The sequence below is a fragment of the Streptomyces soli genome, assembly GCF_003999195.1.
GTDB classification, from domain to species: domain Bacteria; phylum Actinomycetota; class Actinomycetes; order Streptomycetales; family Streptomycetaceae; genus Actinacidiphila; species Actinacidiphila soli.
In genome coordinates, this window is sequence record NZ_RJVR01000320.1 from 19,819 (window position 1) to 41,602 (window position 21,784).

Sequence of the window (21,784 nt, forward strand, 5' to 3'; positions counted from 1 at the left end):
AACGCCCCAGTTCACCCGGGTTGTACGCGACCCATCAGTGCCCTCGGCATATGCCCCCACCCCCGCGAGGAAGCAAAGATTCCGGAAGGTGAATTCCGCCGAACCGCCCCCAATTACCGCTGGTACGGCCATCATGAAGGCATGGCGGGGCAGGGAGCATCGGAGCGACCGCAGTGGGTGACCGTACCCCCTGCGGGATGGGTGCCGACGGCGGTGCCCATGGCGATGGACGACGTCGTCGCAACATTCCTTGATCTGATCGGCGATCCCTCTGTCGACGAAGTACCGCTCACCTCCCGCCCCGAGTCCGCCGGCGCCGCGCGCCGGCTCGTACTGTCGGTCCTCAAGGCCTGGGCCATGCCCCAGCTGAACGAGGTCGTCGAACTCCTCGTCTCCGAGCTGGTCGGCAACGCCGTACGCCACACCGGCGCCCGCACGGTCGGCCTCCGCCTGCTCCGCCGTCGCGGCTGGATCCGCGTCGAGGTCCGCGACCCCTCGCGCGCCCTGCCCTGCCTCATGCCGGTGCGGGAGTTGGACGTCAGCGGCCGGGGCCTTTTCCTCGTCGACAAGCTCGCCGACCGGTGGGGCGTTGACCTGCTGCCGCGCGGCAAGACCACCTGGTTCGAGATGCGCGTCATCGACCGCTGAGACTGCTGACCCCCGACCAAAACCGAAGAGGCCCCCTGCGACGTTGTGCGACGCAACGGGAGCCTCTTCTGTCGGCCGCGGGCCAGGGGGGTGGGGCCGCGACTGCTCCCACTGTACGCGACCCGGCTTGCCCGGCCTAATCATCCACGGGTGTGATCCCCCACTTGCCTTGCAAACGCTGGTCAGGGTGCCTCCTCGCCCTCATGTCCTGACCGCGCCAAGCGCGCCGAACGGAACAGCTTGACCTGGACCTTGGTTGAGATTGCATCGTCAACGGCATGAAGATTCTCGTTACCGGCGCCACCGGAAAAGTGGGCCGCCACCTCGTCGCCGAGCTGCTGTCGACCGAGGGCGTTGCCTTACGGGCGCTGGCGCGCCGCCCTGGACCACGCGGTCGCCTTCGGGAGTACTGCGGTTATGTTGTGATTCTGTCACAGCTATTTCCGGTAAAAGCAACCGGAGACTGAGAAACCCTCTTACCTCTAATTCACCGTTATCTAACCGGATTTGGTGGGCGTCGGCGAATTCAGCGCGTATTGTTTTACATGTCGAAGCCGAAAGGCGGAGACGGAAAACAAGAACCAACCACTCGCCCAAGGAGAAGACCATGGCTCTCAACAAGATCGTCCCCGTCAAGAAGCACAAGAAGGACGAGGACAAGAAGGTCACCAAGAAGGCCACCAAGAAGGAGCGCCGCCGCCCCATCGGTGGCTGACGGCTCCTGCTGGTAGCCGCCCAGGCATCACGAGGCGGGCGTGCGGCCGAGACGCCGCGGGCCCGCCTCGCCCCGGAGGGGGCGACTACTTAACAGTTGATGAGCGGATTCTCATGAAAGGGGAGGGGGTGGCATGCGCAAGAGCCGCATCGCCTTGCTGCTTTACGCGATCGCCCTCGCTCAGGTAACTCTCATTCCCGTCGCTTCCGCGGCGGATGTCACGTACAACAACGTCGTGCCGGGACGCACGATCCGCTTTTACATCGACCACTCGTCGATCTCGACCTTCCTCCTGGAGATCGGCGGAAACCTTCTGCTGTGCGCCCCTCTCGGCATACTCCTCCCCCTCGCCTCCCGTCGCCTCGACGGCCTCCGCCAGGTCACCCTGGTGACCGGCGCCGCGATGCTGCTGGTCGAGACGATTCAGGGGTTTCTGCTCACCGGCCGCAGCTTCGACGTGGACGACCTCATCCTCAACACGGCCGGGGCGTCGCTCGCGTACACGCTGTACGCGAGCGTGCGGCGAGTCGTCAGCGGGAGCCGGATGCTGCAAACGACGTGAGGGCCGCCCATGCGGCCGGACTGAACGTAAGGGCGCCCACGGCGGGGTCCTTGGAGTCGCGCATATGGACGGCGTCGGGGTGGGCGGCGACCTCGACATGATCCTAGTGACAGAGAGCGACGCTTGATGAATGACTGAGGAATGTGAACACTCCGGCTGTCGCGAGTACTTCTACCCACGGACCCGCCGATCCGTAGCGGCGGCCCGCGAGTTGACCAAGCACGTTCTGAGCGACTGGGGCGTGGCCGCCGACCGGGTCGACGACATCGTGCTCTGCGTGAGCGAGTTGGCGACCAACGCGCTGCTGCACGGCGTGCCGCCCGGGCGCGGTTTCCGCCTCCGGCTGCGCCTGGAGCCGGAGGCGCTGCTGCGGGTCGAACTGCACGACAGCGGCGGTGGCCGTCCGCGCATCCCCGAGGTGGCCGACGAGTCGGGGCGCGGTCTGGCGCTCGTCGAGGCGCTGTCCGACAAGTGGGGCGTCGGGGCGCGGGGCCCCGGCAAGATCGTGTGGTGCGAGTTCGCCCTGCGGGGGTAGCGGCGTGCTGGCCGGAGTGGGTCTTCCCCCACGGGGGCGCTTCGGTCACCATGGGGGGATGGCGTATACGGCAGGAACCACCGAGAGCCTGCGGTCGGACCTCATCGACCTGTCGGGTGTGTCCCTGGACGAACTGAAGGAGGTAGGTGGTCTGCCGGGCGCACTCGCCGCGCTGCGGCATCGGCTGGCGGATGCCTCCACACCACTGTGTCAGGGCGAGATGACCGCGCCGTGCGGGAGCGCGCCTTGGGCGCAGACCGGTGCCCGGCCTTGACAGTTGATCAGTGCTGAGCCCTACCGGCTGCCGCTGCGGACGCTTTTTGCCGTTGCCACCGGTGAGGTGGACGAGACAGATCTCGCATTGCTGGTGTCGGCGCAGCGCAGCCGTCTCCTGCTGGCGCTCGCGGCCATCCTTGAGCTTGCCAAGCATCCGGACGAGGGGCGGCCCCGTGATGACGTGCCCGCCACGCGTCCCGCCACCGCATGGGCTCTGCTGGGCACCATGCAGCACTCCGCCCCGGAGGCCGTGGAAGCTGTTCTCCACGATCCGACGGTCGGCGCCTGGGCGTTCCAGCTGTTACGGAGGCTGACGCACGGAGCGGTGGTCACCCCGACCGACGCTCCGGCGTGGGCCGGAGCCACCCTGCTCGGCTCGCTGGCCGCTGCCGCCGCGATACGGGCTCGTGCCCGGTGCTCGCTGCGCGTCCCGGCCCGGGACGGACAGCTCTGGCTGCCCTCTCTCGGGCTGACCGGCAGGGTGGGCCGTGGGGACTGGGCGGTCGTGGGCGTGGAGTGCGGCCCGAGCGGAACGGTGGTCTTTGGCGACAGCGGTTCGGTGCGGCTGCCGGACGACCTGTCGCGCCCCGCCGAGGGCTGGTCACCGCTGCCGCGTATCCGCGTCGGGGCGCAGGAGGGCGCGGCCGGCGGAGTGATGCTGGACCACCTCTCGCCTTACCGGGACTTCCGTTCCCTCAGCGATCCCGTGGAGCTGTCGCAGGAGGCACTCCGGGCCTGGCACATCATGGCCGCGGACTCCTTCGTGCGACTGGGTCAGGGGGATCCCGACGCGCACCGCATGGTGGCCGGAACCGTGCGGTCGCTGGTCCCCGCCGACGCCCCCAGTGTCTTACGGCCCATCAGCGTGTCCGTGCCAGATGCCTACGGCCTGGTCATGATCTCGAGGCCCTCGGACGCCTCGGTGCTCGCCGCCACGCTGATTCATGAGGCGCGACACCAGTTGCTCACCGCTGTCGGCGATCTGACTCCGCTGTTCGTACCGCTGCGGGACGGGCCGGAGCCCGTGTACTTCGCTCCGTGGCGGGAGGACCCCCGGCCGCTGCGCGGACTGCTGTACGGCGCACACGCCTTCGCCGGAGTGACGTCCTTCTGGCGCGAACGCCGCCCGCTCGAGGGCGAGCGGGCGGACTTCGAGTTCGCCCTCCACCGGTGGCAGCTGCGTACGGCGCTGGCCGCTCTGCGCAATGCGCCCGGCCTTACGCCGGCCGGCGCATACGTCGTCTCGGCGCTGGCCGAATCATCGGCGCGCTGGTGGACGGAACCGGTGGAGGGGGCGCCGGGGCGGCTCGCGCAGCTGTGCTGTCGCGATCTGTGGGCAGGCTGGCGGGCAGCGCACCTGACGGTGGGGGAGAGCGAGGCCGATGACCTCGCCCGGCGCTGGTTATCCGGCTGTCCGCCGCCCGTCTCGCTGCCCGCGGGGCGCGCTCTCGCGACCCGGTCCACGTCGCGGGGCGGTGCGAGAACCTGGCTGGCCAGGCTGTGGTTGGACGACCGGGAAGCCTTCGACCGGGTGCGGTCCGACCTCGCCGCCGGGGCCGTCAACCCGTGGGGGACGGCAGGAGCCACGCCTGCCGACGCGGCGTTGGTGGCCGGGGACACCGAGGAGGCGCTGGAGCGCTTCCGGCGGGCGGACCCCACCCCCGGAGCCTGGACCGGCGTGGGTCTGGCGGCGGAATGGCCGGCGTCCCCCCTGGTGGAGCGCCCGGAACTCGTCCTGGCGCTCCACGCCGCCCTGGCCCGCATCGGTGCGGAGCCGCCCGGCCCCGAGGAACTCGCCCAATGGCTCGGCTCGCGCCTCGGCAACCGGAGGTCCGGGTCAGATGCTCAGCATGTCGATGTCGCAGTTGGCCCGCCGTGATTGGCCCGCATCCAGCGTCGCCTGGTGATTGGGCCCCAGCACCGCGCGGAAGGACGCCAACACCCTGTCGTAGAGCTCCTTGGCCTTGGCGGTCTCGCCCAGGGCCTTGAGGTCGTAGGAGAGGTTGAGGCCGATGGCCAGCGACGTCGGGTGGGTCTCGCCACGCCGCTCGGTGCTTCGTTCGAGCAACTCGACACCGATGTCGTGGGCCTGCTGGGTCTCGCTGAGCGCGGCGAGATCGCTTGCGAGATTGGTCCGGACGAGAAGAGTACGGGGGTGGGTGGGGCTCAGGACCCGGCTCAGTCCGTTCACGGCCGCCTCGTCGAGCTCATGGGCCTCGGCGATCCGACCGAGCAGACGGAGTGTCACCGCCAGGTTGGTGGCGGTGGCGTAGGTGTGCGGGTGCTCCTCGCCCAACAGCCCGCGGCACTGTTCCATGGCCTGCCGGCCGAGCGCCTCGGCCCCGGTCAGGTCGCCGGCCTGTCGGAGGTCGGTGGCGTGGTTGAGCGAGGCCCAGGCGACGCCCACCAGGTCGTCCCTGCGCTTGGTGCGATACAGGTCCAGGACCCTTGAGGACAGCGCCAGCGCTCCGTCGTGGTCACCGAGTTTGCGGCGGGTGACCGACAGCTCACGGGACACCCATGTGGTCATTGAGTGTTCCTCGCCGAGCATGATGAGCACCCTGTCCCTCAGCTTCTCCCCACCCTCCAATGCGGCCTCGTAGCGGCCGAGTTCTTGAAGGTCGATGTAGAGGCAGTGCAGGCTGAGGAGCGTCTGCAGATGGTCGTCACCCAGCACCTCGACCCTGCGCTGGTAGGTGTCCTCGTCGAGCCGGTAGGCCTCCTCGACGTCGGCGGCGAGACGGAGGCTGACCGCGTAGTTGTGAGCGGCCAGCAGCGTGCCAGGGTCGTCGGCGCCGAACTCCCGGAGCGTTGTCTCATAGGCCTGCTGGTCGAGTTCGCGGGCGCGGTAGAAGTCGCCGCGTGCCCGGAGCAGGATCGCGAGAAAGCTCAGTGCGCGCTGGGTGGCCTCATGGCGCTCGCCGAGCACCCTGCGGCAGCGTTCGACCAGCTCCGACTGGAGCTCGTACGCCTCGCTGTAGCGGTTGAGCCAGCGGAGCGACTGGGCACGGACCTGGTCCACCGCGATGACGTGCTCGTGGTCGTCACCGAGCAGCCGCCGCCAGATTCCCGCGGCCTCCTCGGCGACATCGAGCGCCTCCGCGTAGTCGCTGCGGGCGACGAGGAAGCGTGACTCGTTGAGTACCAGTTCCCGGACCCATGGGTCCTCGCACTCGACCATCCTGGAGGTCCGGACATGCGGCAGCAGCGCCGAATAGCGGGGCCATTCGAGGGAACGCTGGGGGTTCCTGGGGTCGGAGTTGGCAAGGATTTCGTGGGCGCAGTGGCGCATTTCGGCGCGCTCCGCGCTGTTCATCTGCTCGATGAGAACCCGCTGCACCAGACGGTGGACCTGGATGGTCGACTTCCGGTGGTCGATCCGGGCGAGTGCGTACCGGCCGATCTCGCGAACCGCGCGGCCGAGTTTGATCGGGTCGTCCAGCGTGGCACGCAGGGCGGGGGGTGCCGCCACGCCACGTACCGCCGAGAAGATGTCCCAGTCGATCGGTTCCGGTGCGAAGAAGGCGCAGACCTGGAGAAGCTGAAGGGCCGAGGGATAGTCCTCGCGAAGGCGGTCCAGGGAGACGTTCCAGGCCGCCGCGACGGGTAGATCGTAGTCCGCGGGCGGATCGACCTGGAGCAGCTCCGCGTATTTGGTTTCGAACAGATCCAGGTACTGATGGACCGGCATGCCCGTCTCGGCCAGCCACACGGCGGCCTGCTCCACGGCAAGCGGCAGGTCACCGAGCGATTCGGCCAGCCGGTCGGCGGCATCGTCGGGAATCTGTGGGCTGCGCCGCCTGATCAGGGCGACGCTCTCCTCACGTGCAAACACATCGACCTCAAGGGAACTGGCCAGGTGCGACCATTGCGAATTGCGGGACGTGACCATTACCCGTCCCGGCCCGTCATTCGGGAAGAACTGCCGGACCTCATGCGGGTTCTCCGCGTTGTCGAAGACCAGGAGCCAGTTCGAGTAGGGTTCTCCGACCCGCAACGCCTCCAGGACCGCGGGCACGGCGCTTCGGTCGGCGCCTGCCCGCAGTCCCATCTGTTCCCCGAGTTCGATCAGGGATTGCACGATCAGGTTGGTCTGTTCGGATGGGATCCACCAGATCAGTTGGTAGTCCCTGCTGTTTCTGTACACATGTTCGATGGCGATCTGGGATTTCCCGACGCCTCCCATGCCGTGCAACGCCTCGGGAAGGACGGCGGTCACGCCGGTCGTCAAACGCTGGCGCAATCGGTCGAGGAGGTCCTCGCGGCCCGTGAAGTTCCGATTCCTTTGCGGCACGTTCCCCCAGAGGCGTGACTGTGTCCCTGTCTGCTTTATAGGGGTGACGGACTGTGACGCGGTGGACACGGAACCTCCTGGGGCTGTTGGCGGGGGCGGCTCCTGCTGACTGGGCACAGGAAAGGGTGAATCCAACGTAGTCGAAGGATGACCGTGTGTCATTCTGGCTGGTAGGAGCGACGCCTTGGGCGTGATCGCCTCCTCATGGAGCAGCCGGCTGAGCCGGTTGGCACGCGTGAGGTACGGACCGGAAAGCGCGCACAGAGCCGAGTGCAGCGGCCGGACGAAGGGCCGGGTCCGGTCATTCACCGGAGGGTCGGCGGCATCCGCCTGCCAGGCGACCAGGGCGTCGCCGCCGGCGACGGAGGAGGCCAGTCGCGGTCCCAGGTGGGTGGAGACCCGCCGGAGAACGCTCATCGTCTCCGCACGCGTACCGAGCCCGAGCAGTTCCTCCCTGACTCCGTCGGTGAAGTCGAAGGAGACCTGCTGGGCGTCCTCCACGTCACTGCCCTGGTCCGTCCGCCGTAACAGGCCGAACAGCATGATCTCGGCGAGGTTCCAGTCCTCCGCGCCGGGCAGCATGCGCTGGATCAGGCGCATGACGGGCAGGTTGAGCGGGGCGGCGGCCAGCCGCCGGGCCAGGGCGAAGGCTGTGGGGGACGCCTTGGCGGTGAAACGCCTCACCGTCTCGCGGGCCCGTCCGGGCAGTGGACGGGGCAAGGTGGTGCTGTGGTGGGACCGTGCCTCCGGGTCGCCGTGGCGGCTGGTGAGGAGCACCGCCAGATCGTGGCGGCCGCCGGGAGAGGCCACCAGCCGCGCCCAGCGTGCCAGCGATCCGGGCGTCAACTCCAGCAAGGGCACGGGCACCGGCGCTGACGCGCCGGACCTGGTCGGGAGCGGATCACCGAGGACCGAGGTCGGGGTGCTGGTGCGGCCCAATCGGAAGAGCCGGTTCGGTACGGCCGCATCGTGGACGGCCAGTTGCGCCCTGACGGCGGTGGGGAGGGTGATCTCCCACATTTCCTGCGGCAGCAGGCTGAGTACGGCGGTGGGGGAGGTCTGTGCCGACGAGTACAGGTAGGCGGCCGCGTCGCCGTTGCGCCAGGCCTCGGCGACGCCGTCGGTGATCACCAGTACCAGGCTGTCGGGGGCGGACCCGCCCGAGCCGAAGGCCGTCCCGTTTGCGCGTAAGACGGAACCCGCAGCCGTGATGTCGAGGCGCGACGTGCTGATGGCGCGGAAGGCGGCGGTCTGCTCCATCAGTGCCCGGATCTGACGCACCGTGTCCTGCCACAGCGCCATCGAAGGGCCTGCGTCCACGAGAACGGTCAGATCGAGGCGACGCTCATCGGCGGGGCGGCAGATCGGCAGCCAGAGATCCTCCGCCGCGGCACGCTCGGCGGTGGCCTCCTCGTCAAGCTCCCAGGCGCCGGGCGAGGGTCGTCGTAACCGCAGCGGCCGCAGGGCGCGCGCCAGGGCGAGTCCGTGGGCCAGGGGCGGGGTCGCAGGCCAGACCGGGTCCGCTTCCGGTCGCGGGAGGATGGTCCAGGGTTCGGGCCAGCCCGCCGTCTCCTGGGCGATGGCGGTGTCCTCGTCGTCGTACGGGCCCGCGGGCGCGCTCTCACCGGGTCCTTCGGGGCGCGCACCGTTGTCATGAGTGTCCTCGCGCCCGGCGGGGCCCCTTGCCATGGCGGATGTGTCGTGCCCGGCCCGGTCATCGCGGGGGTCCTTGCCGTTCCCCACCGTGGAGCGGTCCGGGACGTCGCTGAGGGGAGCCGGGGGCGGGGGCGTAGGGCGGTCGGTCGTGCGTGAGGGCCGCCAGTCCCGGTAGGGCGCCGCCGCGTCCTGGCACGCAGCCAGATACACCGCGTCCAACAGCTCCGACCAGGACGGGTGCGGTGACGGACCCTCCGGCGGGCCGGTCATCCGGGCCTCGTTCCGGGACCACTCCCGTCGAGCCGGTGCCACAGCGCTTCCGCCAGATCCAGTCCGTCGCCGTCCTGGCCGCCGCTGCGGTGCGAGGTGGCGAGGTAGAGCGAGTTGAGCAGCTGATCGATGGACAGTCCGCCGCGCTCCCGGCTCCGTTCGAGGAACCGGGAGATCAGGGGGCCGCCCCACTGCTCGGCCGCCTCGATGCCGAAGTGTGCGGTGAGCATGTCGGCGAGGTCGCGCTCGTCGGGCTCGGGCATGGTGAGCAGGAGGCACCGGCGCAGGAAAGCCGGCGGGAACTCGCGTTCGCTGTTTGAGGTCATGATGACGATGGGGAAGGCGTTGCAGGCCACCGTTCCGCCGGTGATCTCGGCCTCGCCTTCGGAGTCGTCGGTCAGGACCTTGACGGACGGGTGCCTGCGCCGGGCGCGCAGGAGTTCCGGGATGGTGAAGGAGCCTTCCTCGAAAACGCTGAGCAGGTCGTTGGCGAGATCGAGGTCGCTCTTGTCCAGCTCGTCAATCAGCAGGACCCGTGGTTCGCCGTACGGCAGGAGGGCGGTGCCCAGCGGACCGAGCTGGATGTAGTCGCCGACCCCCGGTGGCGAGGTGCGGTCCTCATGCCCGTCGGAAGGGGTGTCGCCGGCTGCCGCGCGCAGGGCCGCGGTGTCCTGGACGCGGCCGATGGCGTCGTACTCGTACAAGCCACGCTGGAGGGTGGAGCGGCTGGTGATGTGCCAGCGCAGGACCCGGCCGAGACGTAATTCGCGGCTGATGCGGTACGCGAGGCTGGACTTGCCGGTGCCCGGGCGGCCGCTGACGAGCAGGGGGCGGCGCAGCAGCAGTGCGGCGTTGACCATCTCGGCCTCGCGGCGGGCGAATTCGGAGAATGCCCGGACGGGGTTCCCCACGCCCAGACGGCGTACGGTCTCGGCTTCGTCGTCCGGCGGCGGTGGAAGGACCGGGCCGCCCTCGAAGCGCCTCCAGGGCGGAGGAGGAGGCAGGAGGTCGCCCAGTGTGGTGTCGTGCAGCCGTTCGCCGGTCCCCCGGTAGATCCACCAGCGGGGCCGGGCCGCACCACGAGGGCCGGGAACCGGTACGGGAACGTCGTCAGGAAGCGTCAAGGACCCTCCTCCCCAGCTGTGGGAGGTACCGTCGAAGTGCCCGCGGGCGCGACAGGCATCCGGCTCGGGTCGTCCCACAGAAGAGCGACATGGCGGCCGACAATCACATCCCCTTCAGGATCGCGGTCGGTGGATGCTATTCGCAACGCCTTGACAACTCCTGGTAATCCGCGTGGATCCTGACGGTCCAGCAGGGCTCGGAGAGCCGCGCGGAAATCCGGGTCCTCCCCGTCCCTGCGGTCCCACAGCACAACAGGAACCCCGACTCTCAGCGCCTCTCCCAGTTCGTCCAGGTATCCACGCGCCCCCGGTTCGCCTCGCGCGCCTTCGGGCGGCTTGCTGAGTACGACGACCGCGGGCGGGGGATCGGAGAGCAGATGCGGCCTGCCGTCCTCGGGGAACCAGTGGACGCGCCCCGCGCGCCCCTCCGTGAAGGCGTCCCATCGTCTGCCCCAACGGCCGTGCAGATCACGGCGATTCAGCCGGTCGAGACTGCGCACGACGACTTGATGATCTTCCCCCAGCACTCCGCCCACCCCTTGGAATGAAGACTTGCGCCATCGTTCCACACGCAGGTGGAGAAGGTCCCGGGGCAGCACGAACTCCACCGCGAGATCGGTCTTCAGGAAGTACGCCCATTCGCTCTCGGCCTGGTGGATCAGGGTCCGTACCTCCCTCTCTGCGTTGCTCAACTCGATCCGGCGGTCCGCGCCCCGGAGCTGGTTCTCCGGATGCACTCGCCTCCAGTGGGAGAGGAGAGTATCGCTTCCCGATGTGGTGTCCAGCAGTGGCCTGAGCCGGATGATGAGATAGTCCGAGGGGCTCCAGACATCGGTACGGTCCGACGGCGGGGACTTCTCGACGGGCGGCGCCGGTGGGCCCTCGGCAGCTCGGTAAGGGTCGTGGTCCTGAGCCCATTCGATGATCCTCAGCTGCTGCTCGCCCTCCGCCCCCAGCGCCAGCAGCTGTTGCAGCACCAGGAAGCAGGGCAGCGGTTCACCGGGCCGGGCGTTCAGCGTGGCGGCGTGCAGGAAGACCGCCCAGGGCTCCATGCAGTGGACGGGGGCGATGAGGCGACCGTGGGCGTGCAGGAAGTCGCAGTAGCGGCGGTACAGGTCGGGAATGCGCACGCCGTCCAGGAGGCCGAAGAGCTCGTCCCACTCCTCGTTGTCCAGAAGCTCCACCTCCCAGGCGGCGGTGGCCACTTTGAGCTTCCGGATGGCGGTCGAGTTGCCCTCGCGCATCTCCAGGCTCTCCACCAGCAGGGCGAGCCCCGCCGGCCGTTCGCACAGCTCCTCCATCAGCTTGACGATGAGGCCCCGCTGAGAGGTGCCGGCCGTGCTGTCGAGGGCGGACCGTGACTCGCGGCCCAGGCGGTGGACGAGCTGACGCAGTGTCTCCAGTTCATTCAGACAGCCGACGTCGGTGACCGCGTCCACCAGATACCTCGGCAGTCCCCGCTGGGCGACCGTCATGCACCGCCCTCCGATCCGGACTCGCCGACACAACAGATGCGATCAAGGATGTCCACCGCCGCCCGCGCCGACACCGAATCGCCGCCCAGATTCAGGACGGCGGCACGTAGCGCGGGGCAGCCGTCCTGGTGATCGGCGCAGGTCCGGACGAGGGCCTGGAGCTGCTGGCGCGGCCAGGGGTGGTCCGGGATGTTGCGGCGGACGGCCGGGGGGAGGGCGTCGCGGAGGGTGCGACCGGAGTCGTAGCCGATCTGGGGTACGTCCAAGAGGGCGTCGGCGAGTTGGTACTGCTGCTCGACGGTCGGGGGAGTGCAGGGCCGGGGGATCGGGGGGCGTACCGCGCCGGCGAGGGGCGGCCAGAGGCGGACGGCAGCCTCGACGGGCAGCATCCAGGCGACCTTGACGGTGCGGTTGGTGTGGGCGGCGGTGATGAGGCCGATGACGCGCCGGCGGACCGGGTCCCACACGGCCGCACCGCTGAAGCCGCGCTCCACCACGGCGCCGGTGGTCCGCAGGCCGTCGAGCTGCACCCACTCCGGGCAGGGACCGCCGCCGCCGGTGACCCGGGCCGTGGCGATGAGGCCGGCCGGGGCGCCGCGCGGGTAGCCGATGACCGCGACCCGCCGGTCGTCCGGGATGCCGCAGGGCGCGAGGGGCAACGGCCCGCAGCCACGCGGGAGGTGGGGGTGTCCGGCCCCGAGGACGAGGACGGCGAAGTCACCGCTGTCGGCGAGCGCCGCGCCCGGGGCGGGCTCGCCCGGCGGCGGCGTGGGGGACCACCCCTCCGCCAGCGGGCGTGCCGGGGCGGACCAGGCCCGCCCGGGGAGGTCGACGACCAGCTCGCCGCAGGGCCCGCCAAGAGCGGCGGTGACGACATGGGCGCAGGTCAGCACATGCGCCGTGGTCCCGCGGGGCGCCACCAGAACGCCGGCTCCCCATAACGCGCCGTCCGGGGACAACACCCGCACCTGACCTCGTTCCGGCCCCACAGCGATCGTCTCCCCCGAGCGTCACACACGTCCCCCGCACCAGCTGAGCCCAGTGTACGAGCGGGATCCGGAATTCAGGGGTCAGGGGTCTGTTGGATCCGGCTCGTCGGCGGCACGATGTTCGGCGGCCGTGGCGACTACTGGCGCACGGTCCTCGGCGCGCTCGTCCTGTCCGTCGTCGCGCTCCTGCTCAGCGCCGCCCAGCTCTCCTCCGCCGACCAGCAGATGATCACCGGCGGCCTGATCCTCGCCGTGGTCGGCCTGTACGGCCGTGAGCGGCGGCGGCGCGACCGCATCTGAGCCCGTCCGTGGTACCTTTACGTCAGTTGCAGTTTTGGTACCCATGAAGTTTGTGTGCGCCTGACCGGTTGTGACCGTCGGGCGCATTTCTTTTGCCGGTCATCTCCGGATGGGTCAATGCGGCGACGCGGAATCAGCACACGCGGATTCCGGTTTTGCCCCCTATCGAAGGAGATTGACATGGCCAGTGGCACCGTGAAGTGGTTCAACGCGGAAAAGGGTTTCGGCTTCATCGAGCAGGACGGTGGCGGCGCTGACGTCTTCGCCCACTACTCGAACATCGCCACCTCCGGCTTCCGCGAGCTGCAGGAAGGTCAGAAGGTGACCTTCGACGTCACGCAGGGCCAGAAGGGCCCGCAGGCCGAGAACATCGTTCCGGCCTGACGCTGACCAGCGCCTCGCAGCAGGGCCCGCACCACCGGTGCGGGCCCTCCGCTTTGCCAGTGGCGGCAGACCGCCACAGCACACTTTCGCGCCGAACGGCGGCCCGTTCCGGGCCGGCCGCCGGCCGCCGGCCGCTCACCAGCGATCGGCGCGGGCTGTTCCCGTCCCGGGTTCGTTTCCGTTTTTTGTTTTCGGCTCGTTCTTGCGATTCCTTGCGCGGCTGCCGGCCGCCGAGACTCCCTCGACCGCGCCGCATCGAGGAGGGTTCTCCGTTGAACCGCACCACACGTTCGAACAGCTCCTATTCCCGTAACCGTTCCGGTGGTGCTTCCGCCGGACGCAACCCGGGGCGTGCCCCCGGCCGCCGTCCCGCCGCCGTGCAGGGCGAGTTCGCGATGCCGGTCACCATCACCCCCGCGCTGCCGGCCGTCGCCGCCTTCGCCGACCTGGACATGCCGTCCGAACTGCTGACGACGCTCACCAACCAGGGCGTGACCGAGCCGTTCCCGATCCAAGCGGCCACGCTGCCCAACTCGCTGGCCGGCCGTGACGTCCTCGGCCGTGGCCGCACCGGCTCCGGCAAGACCCTCGCCTTCGGCCTCGCGCTGCTGGCCCGCACCGCCGGACAGCGTGCCCAGCCCCGGCAGCCGGTCGCCCTGATCCTCGTTCCCACCCGCGAGCTGGCCCAGCAGGTCACCGACGCCCTCACTCCGTACGCGCAGTCGCTGAAGCTACGGCTGGCCACCGTGGTCGGCGGTCTGTCCATCGGCCGCCAGGCGAGCGCCCTGCGGGGCGGCGCCGAGGTCGTCGTCGCCACTCCCGGACGCCTCAAGGACCTGATCGACCGGGGCGACTGCCGCCTGGACCGGGTCGGGATCACCGTCCTGGACGAGGCCGACCAGATGGCCGACATGGGCTTCATGCCGCAGGTCACGGCGCTGCTCGACCAGGTCCGCCCGGACGGGCAGCGGATGCTGTTCTCGGCCACCCTGGACCGTAATGTCGACCGGCTGGTACGCCAGTACCTGCACGACCCGGTGGTTCACTCCGTGGACCCCTCGGCCGGCGCGGTCACCACCATGGAGCACCACGTGCTGCACGTCCACAGCGCGGACAAGCACGCCACGACCACCGAGATCGCGGCCCGCGACGGCCGGGTGCTGCTGTTCCTGGACACCAAGCACGCCGTCGACCGGCTCACCAAGGACCTGCTGGCCAGTGGCGTGCGGGCGGCGGCGCTGCACGGCGGCAAGTCCCAGCCGCAGCGCACCCGCACCCTCGCCCAGTTCAAGGACGGGCACGTCAACGTGCTGGTGGCCACCAATGTCGCCGCCCGCGGCATCCACGTCGACAACCTCGACCTGGTCGTCAACGTCGACCCGCCGACCGACCACAAGGACTACCTGCACCGTGGCGGCCGCACCGCCCGCGCGGGGGAGTCCGGCATGGTCGTCACCCTGGTGATGCCCAACCAGCGCCGTGACATGGCCCGTCTGATGGCTTCCGCCGGCATCACCCCGCGTACCACCGAGGTCCGCTCCGGCGAGGCCGAGCTGACCCGGATCACCGGTGCGCAAGCCCCGTCCGGCATCCCGGTCACCATCAGCACCCCTGCCCCGGAGCGCCCGCAGCGCAGCGCCGCCTCCTCCCGTGGCCGCCGCAGCCGCTCCTCGCAGGCCCGCCGTGCGGGTGGCGGCAAGCCGGAGCGTTCCGCACCCCGCAGGTCCGCCGCCGCGTAACAACCCCGCTGACAGGCGCGCCCGTGGTCACGGGCGCGCCTGTCCGTCGTTCAGGCCGGTGACGCGCATGGTGATGTTGAGGCGGCCGGAGGCCAGACCGGTGGCGGGGTCGCCGGTGCCGGGGTGGATCTTCGGGACTGCGTGGTAGGCGTAGCGCGAGGGGCCGCCGAAGACGAAGAGGTCGCCCGAGGCGAGTTCGAGGTCGGTGTAGGGCTTGGTGCGGGTTTCGGTGTTGCCGAAGCGGAAGACGCAGCTGTCACCGATGGTGAGGGACACCACGGGGGCGCTGGAGCGTTCGTCCTTGTCCTGGTGCATGCCGAGCTTGGCCTGGCTGTCGTAGAAGTTGATCAGCGCCGTGTCGGGCGCGTAGCCGTCCCCGGCCGTCTCGTCCTCGTACGCCTCCACCAGCGCCCGGCGGCCCAGATCGGCCAGCCAGTCCGGGAATTCGGCGACGCGCCGGCCGTTCACGTCGTCCGCCGATGCGTACGGCTGCCAGTGCCAGCCGGGCACTTAATCGAGTAGCATACGGAAATGCCAACTGCTATGGGTACGCGAGCCCTTGCTGCCATCAGGCTCTCTGCCAACCACGACCACACGACGTCGCCAGGTCGACAACGGGAAGCCGATGAGACCGCGGCTGAGGCTTTGGGGCTGGTCATCATAGGTTGGGCTGAAGACCTCAACGTGAGCGCCTCGAAGGTAAGCCCCTTCGACCGCCCGCAGCTAGGCGATTGGCTGCAGCGACCCTCAGAGTTCGACGCCATCATTTGGTGGCGCCTGGACCGCGCTGTTCGGTCGATGGGGGACATGGCCGAGCTGGCCAAGTGGGCGAAGGCACACAAGAAGCGGCTCGTGTTCGCCGAAGGGCCAGCCGGCGGCGTATTCGAGCTGGACATGGGGAGTCCCTTCGGAGAGCTGATCATGCTCCTCCTGGCCTTCGCAGCACAGATGGAGGCGCAAGCGATCCAGGAGCGCGTCACTGGAGCACGTGCAGCCATGCGCTCCATGACCCGGTGGCCTGGAGGTCAGCCCCCGTACGGCTACCAGCTCGCTAAGAACCCAAAGGGACCGGGTTACGTCCTGGAGGCGGACCCGGAGGCGTCTGTCACGGTTCAGTGGATGGCGCGTCGTGTCCTGGAGGGCGCTTCAATTGCTGAGATCGCGCGCAAGCTCACGGAGAACGAGAAGACGCCGGCTCCCCGGGACCACGTGCGACGTCGGGCGCAGCGTGAAGAGGCGGGGTCCATTTGGATGGACACGACGGTTCGGCACATCCTGACGTCCCCCGCCGTCCTCGGGCAACTGATGCACAAGGGCAACCCCTTGCGCGACCTGGCCACGGGCGCCCCGCGTCAGGTAGGTCCCCCTATTTTGGAGAGGGAGACGTACGACGCCATACAGGCGCAGCTATCCGAGCGGACCAGCAGCACTGCAGGGCTCACCCGCAAGGACACGAAGGCCATGCTGCTAGGTGTCTTGCACTGCGGACACTGCGAGGGACGCATGTACCGGAAGCCTCCGCCAAAGAGCCGGCCGACAGCTAAGCCCCGGTACGAATGCACTGGGCGGGCCCGCGGAGGCCAATGCCCGCACAAGCCTTCCGTACGCGCCGATTGGGTGGAGGAGTACGCCGGCCGGAAGTACATGGAGACGCTGGGCTTCTTCCGCGAGTACACCGACGTCACTCACGGCGGGTACGACCCGACAGCGGAGATGGAGGCGGTCCAGGCTGAGCTGAAGGAGCACATGAAGGACCGCGACCTCTTCAAGTCCAAAGCTGGACAGCAGGAGTGGCGCGACCGTGCGCAGGCACTGGAGGCACGGCTCGCCACGCTGGAAGAGGCGGAGGTGATCCCGTCGAGCACGGAACGCATCTACGGGAGCCGCACGTTCGCGGAGGCCTGGCTCGCCAACGATGACGACCTAGTACGCCGCGGGCTACTGCTCTCCGCGGGTGTGACGGTACGCCTCGTGGTGGGCGGAAACGGAGACACTGGCGCCCTTGACGAGTCGCGGCTCACGTTCAGTGTGGGCGATCAGGTCGACCCGGAGGAGGACGCGACGGAGGACGCGCTCCGTCAGGCGCTGCTCTAGCAGCGACGCATAACGGCCCCTGACGTTCGGATCCACGTCAGGGGCTGTTCTGTCACTTTGAAGTTCCCCCCCGATCTTGGACAGCGGGTGCTTACGCTGCGGGGGTGAAGTCGTGTCGTAGCCTGGCTCGGGTTTCGAGTGGGGTGAGGTACCCGAACTCGGGGTGCTTGCGGAGCCTGGTGCGGTTGTACTCGACCTCGATGAAGCGGAAGACGTCGGCTCGGGCCGCCTCGCGGCTCTCCCACATGGTGGTACCGATCTCCGCTTTGAGCAATCCAAAGAAGCTCTCGGCCGCGGCGTTGTCGTGAGCCGTCGAATGCGCTCGTTCGCCGTGGTGACGATGGATCTGTGCGGTTGATTCATCCGTTCCATCCGCGGAGCGGGGAGGTCTTCGAGTTCCTCGAGCGGATGAACTCGTGGCGCGGGGATGTCGTCCTGGTGCTGGATTCGGCGGGTCGTCGCTGCTCGTTTCCGGTGGAGTGGACGGATGTCGCGCCGGTCGATGTGTTCGTGGTAACGGCTGCGGGCCGGTGTCCGTTCCGGGCCGAGGATCTGTGCGCGCTCGCGGATCTGGTGGAACGTTTCCGTGATCAAGGGCTCAGCGGTGTTGGGGAGATGACGCCGTGACCGTCGTGGGAATCGGGCCGCTGCGGCGGGCGCGCGTGCTCACCGGTGGGGGCGTGCGGAGGTACGTCCGCCGCTGTGACCTGCTCCTTGTGCTTCTTCTGGGCTGGGATGCGCCCTTGGGGGTAACGACTCACGGCCGGATTCTTGAGACATTAAATCCGAAGGGGAGGCGACATGGCGGCGAAGGGCCTGGAGCGGGGCAAGATGACCGCATTGGCGGCTTCTCGGACGTTGAACCCGCGTCCGCAGGCGGTCGTGGACGAGGTATTCGCCCGCTCGGTGTTCCTCGATCCGTACGACTTGGTGCAGGTCAAGTACGAGATGGTGCGCCGGGTGCGGGTCGACAAGGTGCCGGTGACGCAGGCGGCGGCTCAGTTCGGGTTCTGTCGCCAGAGTTTCTATGTGATCGCTGCCGCGCTGGATGCGGGCGGGCCGGCGGCACTGGTGCCGGGCAAGCCGGGGCCGAAGGGGCCGCGCAAGCTCACCGACGAGGTGATGGAGTTCATCGAGGGGCTGCTCGAGGCCGACTCCTCGCTCCGCTCACGGCAGTTGGCGGAAGCCGCACTCGAGCGCTTCGGGCTCACGGTGCATCCACGTTCGGTGGAGAAAGCGCTGGTCAGGCGCCGCGAGTCGCGGTCTCAGGAGGAACCTCATTGCCTCTGAACCGGTGGGTGAGCCGGCGGGAGCCGTGGAGCTGGCTCGGCGGTATGAGGATCTGCGGGCCGCGGTGCTCGGCGGTCCGGACGGTAGCTCGCGGCATGGCTGGGCGGTGCTGGCCCGCTCGGGAATGGCTGCCTGGCTTCTCGCGGTGGCCCTGGTCCCGGCGGCGGCGCTTCCTGCTCACCGGACCATCCCGCCGACGGTGGACCGGGGCCCGGAGGCCGGGGAGTTGGTGCAGGTACTCGCGCAGATGGTGCTGGCCGCCGCAGGCGGTGGCTGTCGTGACGGCTGAGACACAGGATGGGAGGAGCGGGTGATGGCGACGGAATCGACGGGCAAGGTGAGTGCTGATCATCTTCGGCGGGGCGCTTATCTGTATGTCCGGCAGAGTTCGCTGAAGCAGGTCGTGAACAACACCGAGTCCACGCAGCGGCAGTACGCCCTGCGCGGCCGGGCCGTCGCCCTGGGCTGGGAGGACGACCAGATCACGGTGATCGACAGCGATCAGGGCCGCTCGGGGGCCTCGATCAGCGGCCGGGACGGCTTCCAGCACCTGGTCGCCGAGGTGACCATGGGACGCGCCGGGATCGTGCTGGGCCTGGAGGTGTCCCGCCTCGCGCGGAACAACACCGACTGGCACCGGCTGCTGGAGATCTGCGCGCTGACCGGGACGCTGATCTTGGACGAGGACGGTCTGTACGATCCCCTCACCTTCAACGACCGTCTCGTGCTGGGCATGAAGGGCACCATGTCCGAGGCCGAACTGCACCTGCTCAAAGCCCGGTTGCGGGGTGGGCAGCTGGCCAAGGCCCGCCGCGGCGAACTCAAGCAGGGCCTGCCGGTCGGCTATGTCCACGACTATGCCGACCGTATCGTCAAGGACCCCGACGCCGCCGTGCGCGAGGTGATCGAGCGGGTGCTGAGCCTGTTCGCGGCCACCGGCTCGGCCCGTCAGGTCGTCAAATCCTTCGCCGCCGATCAGCTGACTTTCCCCTCCCGGATCCGCACCGGCCCGCGCAAGGGCGACCTGGTCTGGGGTCCGCTGAAGCACTGGCAGGTCCTGAACGTCCTGCACAACCCGCTCTATGCCGGGGCGTTCTGCTACGGACGCCGCAAGGTCCGCCACGACGTCCACGGCAAGGTCCGCATCCAGCTGCTGCCGCGAGAGCAGTGGGACACCCTGATCCCCGATCATCACGCGGGCTACCTCTCCTTCGAACAGTGGGAGAACAACCTCGCCCAGCTCCAGGCGCAGGCCGCGACCCGCGGGGACGACCGGCGGGCGGGCCCGCCGCGCGAGGGCACCGCGCTCCTGCAGGGCATGGCGGTCTGCGGCCGCTGCGGGCGGCGGATGACCATCGCCTACCACCTCCGCCACGACCACGAGGTCAGCGACTACCGGTGCATGACCCACGCGATTCAGGACGGCGGACAGGTCTGCCAGCGCATTCCCGGACCCAGCATCGAGGCGGCCGTGGCCGAACTCCTGCTGCAGATGCTCACCCCGCTCGCGGTGGAGACGGCCCTGACGGTCAGCGATGAGATCACCGCACGCGCCACCGAGGCCGACCGGATGCGCACGACGCATCTCCAGCGCGCCCAGTACCGGGCCGACCTGGCCAAACGACGCTATCTCGCGGTCGACCCGGACAACCGCCTGGTCGCCGACTCGCTAGAGGCCGACTGGAACGCGACCCTGCGCGAGGTGGCCATCGCCCGGACCGACGTCGAACGCGCCCGCACCCTGGCCGCCCCGCGTCAGCAGGCAACCCGCGAACAACTCGCCCGCCTCGCCGGTGACGTGAAGGCTCTGTGGCACGATCCGGCCACCCCGATGCGCGAGCGCAAGCGCATCGCCCGCCTGCTGATCAAGGACGTCACCCTGATCAAGGACGACGACATCACTGTCCACGTCCGGTTCAGCGCCGGCCAGACCCACACCCTCCACCTTCCGTTGCCGCTGGGCGGCGGCAAGCTGTGGCAGACCCCGCGTCCGGTCGTGGCCGCGATCGACGAACTCCTCGAGCACCACACCGACGCCGAGATCGCCGACATCCTCAACCAGCGCGGCCTGACCAGCGGCAAGGGATGCTCCTTCCACCGCCTTCTGGTCCGCGACATCCGTGAGAACTACCAACTCCGCAACCGCCACGACCGCCTGCGCGACCGCGGCCTGCTGACCGCCCCCGAACTCGCCGTACTCCTCGATGTCAGCGTCCCGACCGTCTGGAAGTGGCACCGGGCCGGACTGATCGAGGGCGAGAAGTACAACGACAAGAACGCCTGCCTCTACCCGCCGCCGGGCCCCAACCCGCCCCGCGTCCAGCAAGGCATCCGCCTCGACCGCCGCCGACCGGCCACAACACCCTCAAAGTGAACCCGATAGGAGAAGAGGTGCAGTGTGATGACAAGTGTTTATCATAACATATGCCGGTTCGTCCCATGCTCTGCCTCAGGTTCAACTTGCTTATCTCGCGGCGGAATTCACCACTGGTGTACTCGCTGCCGCGGTCGGTGTGCATGATGCAGCCGCGCTGCAGGTCGCCGCGGCCGGCGGCCATGCGCAGCGCGTCGGTGACCAGTTCGGCACGGTGGTGGTCGGCCATCGCGTACCCGATCACCTCCCGGGTCGCCAGGTCGATGACGGTCGCGAGATACCACCAGCCCTCGATGGTCGGCAGATACGTGATGTCCCCGACGAGTTTCGTGCCGGGCGTGTCGGCGGTGAAGTCGCGGCCGACCAGGTCCGGGGCCGGGGCGGCCTTGGTGTCCTGCTTCGTCAGATGCCGGCGCTTGCGGCGGGTGATACCGCGGATGTCGCGTTCCCGCATGATCCGCTCGACCTTCTTCCGGTTGATCGCGTAGCCCTTTCGGCGGAGCTCGGCGTGCACGCGGGGGCCCCGTAGGCGCCTCGGGACGTCACGTGGATGGCGCGGATCTGTCCGGCCAACTCGTCCTCGGCGCACCGCCGTTCGACGGCGTCGGGCCGCGACGCGAGCCACGCGTAGTAGGTGGAGCGGTTGATGCCCAGCACGCGGCACAGCCGCGCGACGCTGTAGCCATCGGGGTTGTCCTCGGTGGCCTTCTCCGCATCGATGAAGAGGCACGCATCGCCTACTTCACGATCTCCTTCGCGAAGAAGGCCGCGGCTTTTACCAAGATCTCGTTCGCCTTCTTGACCTCGGCCAGCTCGCGGCGCAGGCGCCGAAGCTCGTCGCGCTCATCGCTGGTCAGCGCGCCCGAGGGCCCCTCGCCCCGGTCGATTTTCGCCTGCTTGACCCAGCCGCGAAGTCCTTCGGGGCTGACCCCCAGCTCCCGGGCGATCTCGGTGACGTTCCGATGCGGCGACGAACGGACGAGAGCGATCGCGTCGCGCTTGAACTCGGCCGTGTACCGCTTGCTCATGCTGCTCTTGCCACTCAACCTGGACTGCTTC

Annotated in this window: 22 protein-coding genes and 1 pseudogene; 14 read left to right on the forward strand and 9 right to left on the reverse strand. The window is 69.1% G+C overall.

The window, feature by feature from the left end; genetic code table 11:
* Nucleotides 1-141: 141 nt before the first annotated feature.
* The 3 genes from EFK10_RS36970 to EFK10_RS36980 all read left to right on the forward strand — a co-directional run bounded on the left by EFK10_RS36970 (nt 142) and on the right by EFK10_RS36980 (nt 1,925).
* Nucleotides 142-648, forward strand: coding sequence for an ATP-binding protein (locus EFK10_RS36970; RefSeq protein ID WP_127360022.1), 507 nt, complete (start codon nt 142-144; stop codon nt 646-648).
* A gap of 278 nt (nt 649-926) precedes the next feature.
* Nucleotides 927-1,115: an NAD(P)H-binding protein gene (locus EFK10_RS52910; RefSeq protein ID WP_127360023.1), complete on the forward strand. Its 189-nt coding sequence runs from the start codon at nt 927-929 to the stop codon at nt 1,113-1,115.
* Between the two features lie 381 nt (nt 1,116-1,496).
* Complete coding sequence (locus tag EFK10_RS36980; RefSeq protein WP_127360024.1) at nt 1,497-1,925, forward strand: VanZ family protein; 429 nt, start codon at nt 1,497-1,499, stop codon at nt 1,923-1,925.
* On the opposite strand, the gene EFK10_RS52915 is transcribed toward EFK10_RS36980, so the two are convergent.
* Nucleotides 1,894-1,989 (reverse strand): DUF397 domain-containing protein, encoded by a 96-nt coding sequence (locus EFK10_RS52915; protein ID WP_127360025.1) that lies wholly within the window; start codon nt 1,987-1,989, stop codon nt 1,894-1,896. The two genes, EFK10_RS36980 and EFK10_RS52915, sit on opposite strands and share 32 nt — an antisense overlap.
* Nucleotides 1,990-2,055: 66 nt before the next feature.
* On the opposite strand from EFK10_RS52915, the gene EFK10_RS36990 reads away from it, so the two are divergent.
* From EFK10_RS36990 to EFK10_RS37000, 3 genes are read left to right on the forward strand one after another with little or no spacing between them, the layout of a single operon-like run.
* Nucleotides 2,056-2,460: an ATP-binding protein gene (locus tag EFK10_RS36990; RefSeq protein ID WP_127360026.1), complete on the forward strand. Its 405-nt coding sequence runs from the start codon at nt 2,056-2,058 to the stop codon at nt 2,458-2,460.
* A gap of 58 nt (nt 2,461-2,518) precedes the next feature.
* Nucleotides 2,519-2,734 (forward strand): hypothetical protein, encoded by a 216-nt coding sequence (locus EFK10_RS36995; RefSeq protein ID WP_127360027.1) that lies wholly within the window; start codon nt 2,519-2,521, stop codon nt 2,732-2,734.
* 3 nt (nt 2,735-2,737) lie between these two features.
* The gene (locus EFK10_RS37000; RefSeq protein ID WP_127360028.1) at nt 2,738-4,615 is read left to right on the forward strand and encodes an aKG-HExxH-type peptide beta-hydroxylase; all 1,878 of its coding nucleotides are present in this window, start codon (nt 2,738-2,740) and stop codon (nt 4,613-4,615) included.
* Here the strand turns inward: EFK10_RS37000 and fxsT are convergent.
* Genes fxsT through EFK10_RS37020 form a run of 4 tightly spaced genes read right to left on the reverse strand, consistent with a single transcriptional unit; the run spans nt 4,574 to nt 12,544 of the window.
* Nucleotides 4,574-8,956: an FxSxx-COOH system tetratricopeptide repeat protein gene (gene fxsT, locus EFK10_RS37005; protein ID WP_127360029.1), complete on the reverse strand. Its 4,383-nt coding sequence runs from the start codon at nt 8,954-8,956 to the stop codon at nt 4,574-4,576. The two genes, EFK10_RS37000 and fxsT, sit on opposite strands and share 42 nt — an antisense overlap.
* Nucleotides 8,953-10,080 carry an AAA family ATPase gene (locus tag EFK10_RS37010; RefSeq protein ID WP_127360030.1) on the reverse strand — a complete coding sequence of 376 codons (1,128 nt, stop codon included), beginning with the start codon at nt 10,078-10,080 and terminating at the stop codon, nt 8,953-8,955. The genes fxsT and EFK10_RS37010 overlap by 4 nt, the downstream gene beginning before the upstream one ends.
* Nucleotides 10,077-11,555, reverse strand: a complete 1,479-nt coding sequence (locus EFK10_RS37015) for a VMAP-C domain-containing protein (protein ID WP_240677700.1) — start codon at nt 11,553-11,555, stop codon at nt 10,077-10,079. The genes EFK10_RS37010 and EFK10_RS37015 overlap by 4 nt, the downstream gene beginning before the upstream one ends.
* The gene (locus EFK10_RS37020) at nt 11,552-12,544 is read right to left on the reverse strand and encodes an effector-associated domain 2-containing protein (protein ID WP_322973454.1); all 993 of its coding nucleotides are present in this window, start codon (nt 12,542-12,544) and stop codon (nt 11,552-11,554) included. Before EFK10_RS37020 ends, EFK10_RS37015 begins: the two co-directional genes overlap by 4 nt.
* A gap of 117 nt (nt 12,545-12,661) precedes the next feature.
* Between EFK10_RS37020 and EFK10_RS37025 the strand changes: the two genes are divergently transcribed.
* From EFK10_RS37025 to EFK10_RS37035, 3 genes are all read left to right on the forward strand, one after another.
* Complete coding sequence (locus EFK10_RS37025; protein ID WP_127360033.1) at nt 12,662-12,844, forward strand: hypothetical protein; 183 nt, start codon at nt 12,662-12,664, stop codon at nt 12,842-12,844.
* A 180-nt stretch (nt 12,845-13,024) separates the two neighbouring features.
* Complete coding sequence (locus tag EFK10_RS37030) at nt 13,025-13,228, forward strand: cold-shock protein (RefSeq protein WP_007383480.1); 204 nt, start codon at nt 13,025-13,027, stop codon at nt 13,226-13,228.
* 272 nt (nt 13,229-13,500) lie between these two features.
* On the forward strand, nt 13,501-14,967 hold the full coding sequence (locus EFK10_RS37035) for a DEAD/DEAH box helicase (RefSeq protein ID WP_127360034.1): 1,467 nt from the start codon (nt 13,501-13,503) through the stop codon (nt 14,965-14,967).
* Nucleotides 14,968-14,994: 27 nt separating this feature from the next.
* Here EFK10_RS37035 and EFK10_RS37040 read toward each other — a convergent pair whose 3' ends face one another.
* Nucleotides 14,995-15,477: an alpha-ketoglutarate-dependent dioxygenase AlkB family protein gene (locus EFK10_RS37040; protein ID WP_127360035.1), complete on the reverse strand. Its 483-nt coding sequence runs from the start codon at nt 15,475-15,477 to the stop codon at nt 14,995-14,997.
* A 21-nt stretch (nt 15,478-15,498) separates the two neighbouring features.
* Between EFK10_RS37040 and EFK10_RS37045 the strand changes: the two genes are divergently transcribed.
* The gene (locus EFK10_RS37045) at nt 15,499-17,061 is read left to right on the forward strand and encodes a recombinase family protein (RefSeq protein ID WP_127360036.1); all 1,563 of its coding nucleotides are present in this window, start codon (nt 15,499-15,501) and stop codon (nt 17,059-17,061) included.
* Nucleotides 17,062-17,152: 91 nt separating this feature from the next.
* Here EFK10_RS37045 and EFK10_RS52360 read toward each other — a convergent pair whose 3' ends face one another.
* Nucleotides 17,153-17,407: an IS3 family transposase gene (locus EFK10_RS52360; protein ID WP_407647224.1), complete on the reverse strand. Its 255-nt coding sequence runs from the start codon at nt 17,405-17,407 to the stop codon at nt 17,153-17,155.
* 2 nt (nt 17,408-17,409) lie between these two features.
* Here EFK10_RS52360 and EFK10_RS37055 point away from each other — a divergent pair, with 2 nt between their 5' ends.
* From EFK10_RS37055 to EFK10_RS37070, 4 genes are all read left to right on the forward strand, one after another.
* The gene (locus tag EFK10_RS37055) at nt 17,410-17,688 is read left to right on the forward strand and encodes a DUF5372 family protein (protein WP_206305739.1); all 279 of its coding nucleotides are present in this window, start codon (nt 17,410-17,412) and stop codon (nt 17,686-17,688) included.
* Between the two features lie 174 nt (nt 17,689-17,862).
* Entirely contained in the window at nt 17,863-18,351 is a 489-nt protein-coding gene (locus EFK10_RS37060; protein ID WP_127360038.1) for a helix-turn-helix domain-containing protein, read from the forward strand.
* Nucleotides 18,352-18,376: 25 nt separating this feature from the next.
* Nucleotides 18,377-18,640 carry a hypothetical protein gene (locus EFK10_RS48090; RefSeq protein WP_164836305.1) on the forward strand — a complete coding sequence of 88 codons (264 nt, stop codon included), beginning with the start codon at nt 18,377-18,379 and terminating at the stop codon, nt 18,638-18,640.
* 24 nt (nt 18,641-18,664) lie between these two features.
* The gene (locus tag EFK10_RS37070; RefSeq protein ID WP_164836306.1) at nt 18,665-20,725 is read left to right on the forward strand and encodes a recombinase family protein; all 2,061 of its coding nucleotides are present in this window, start codon (nt 18,665-18,667) and stop codon (nt 20,723-20,725) included.
* Between the two features lie 52 nt (nt 20,726-20,777).
* Here EFK10_RS37070 and EFK10_RS53575 read toward each other — a convergent pair.
* Nucleotides 20,778-21,455: pseudogene (locus tag EFK10_RS53575) on the reverse strand (IS3 family transposase); the annotation flags it as partial.
* A 7-nt stretch (nt 21,456-21,462) separates the two neighbouring features.
* A partial coding sequence (locus EFK10_RS37080; protein WP_206305740.1) for a transposase occupies nt 21,463-21,784 on the reverse strand: 322 nt, incomplete at its 5' end.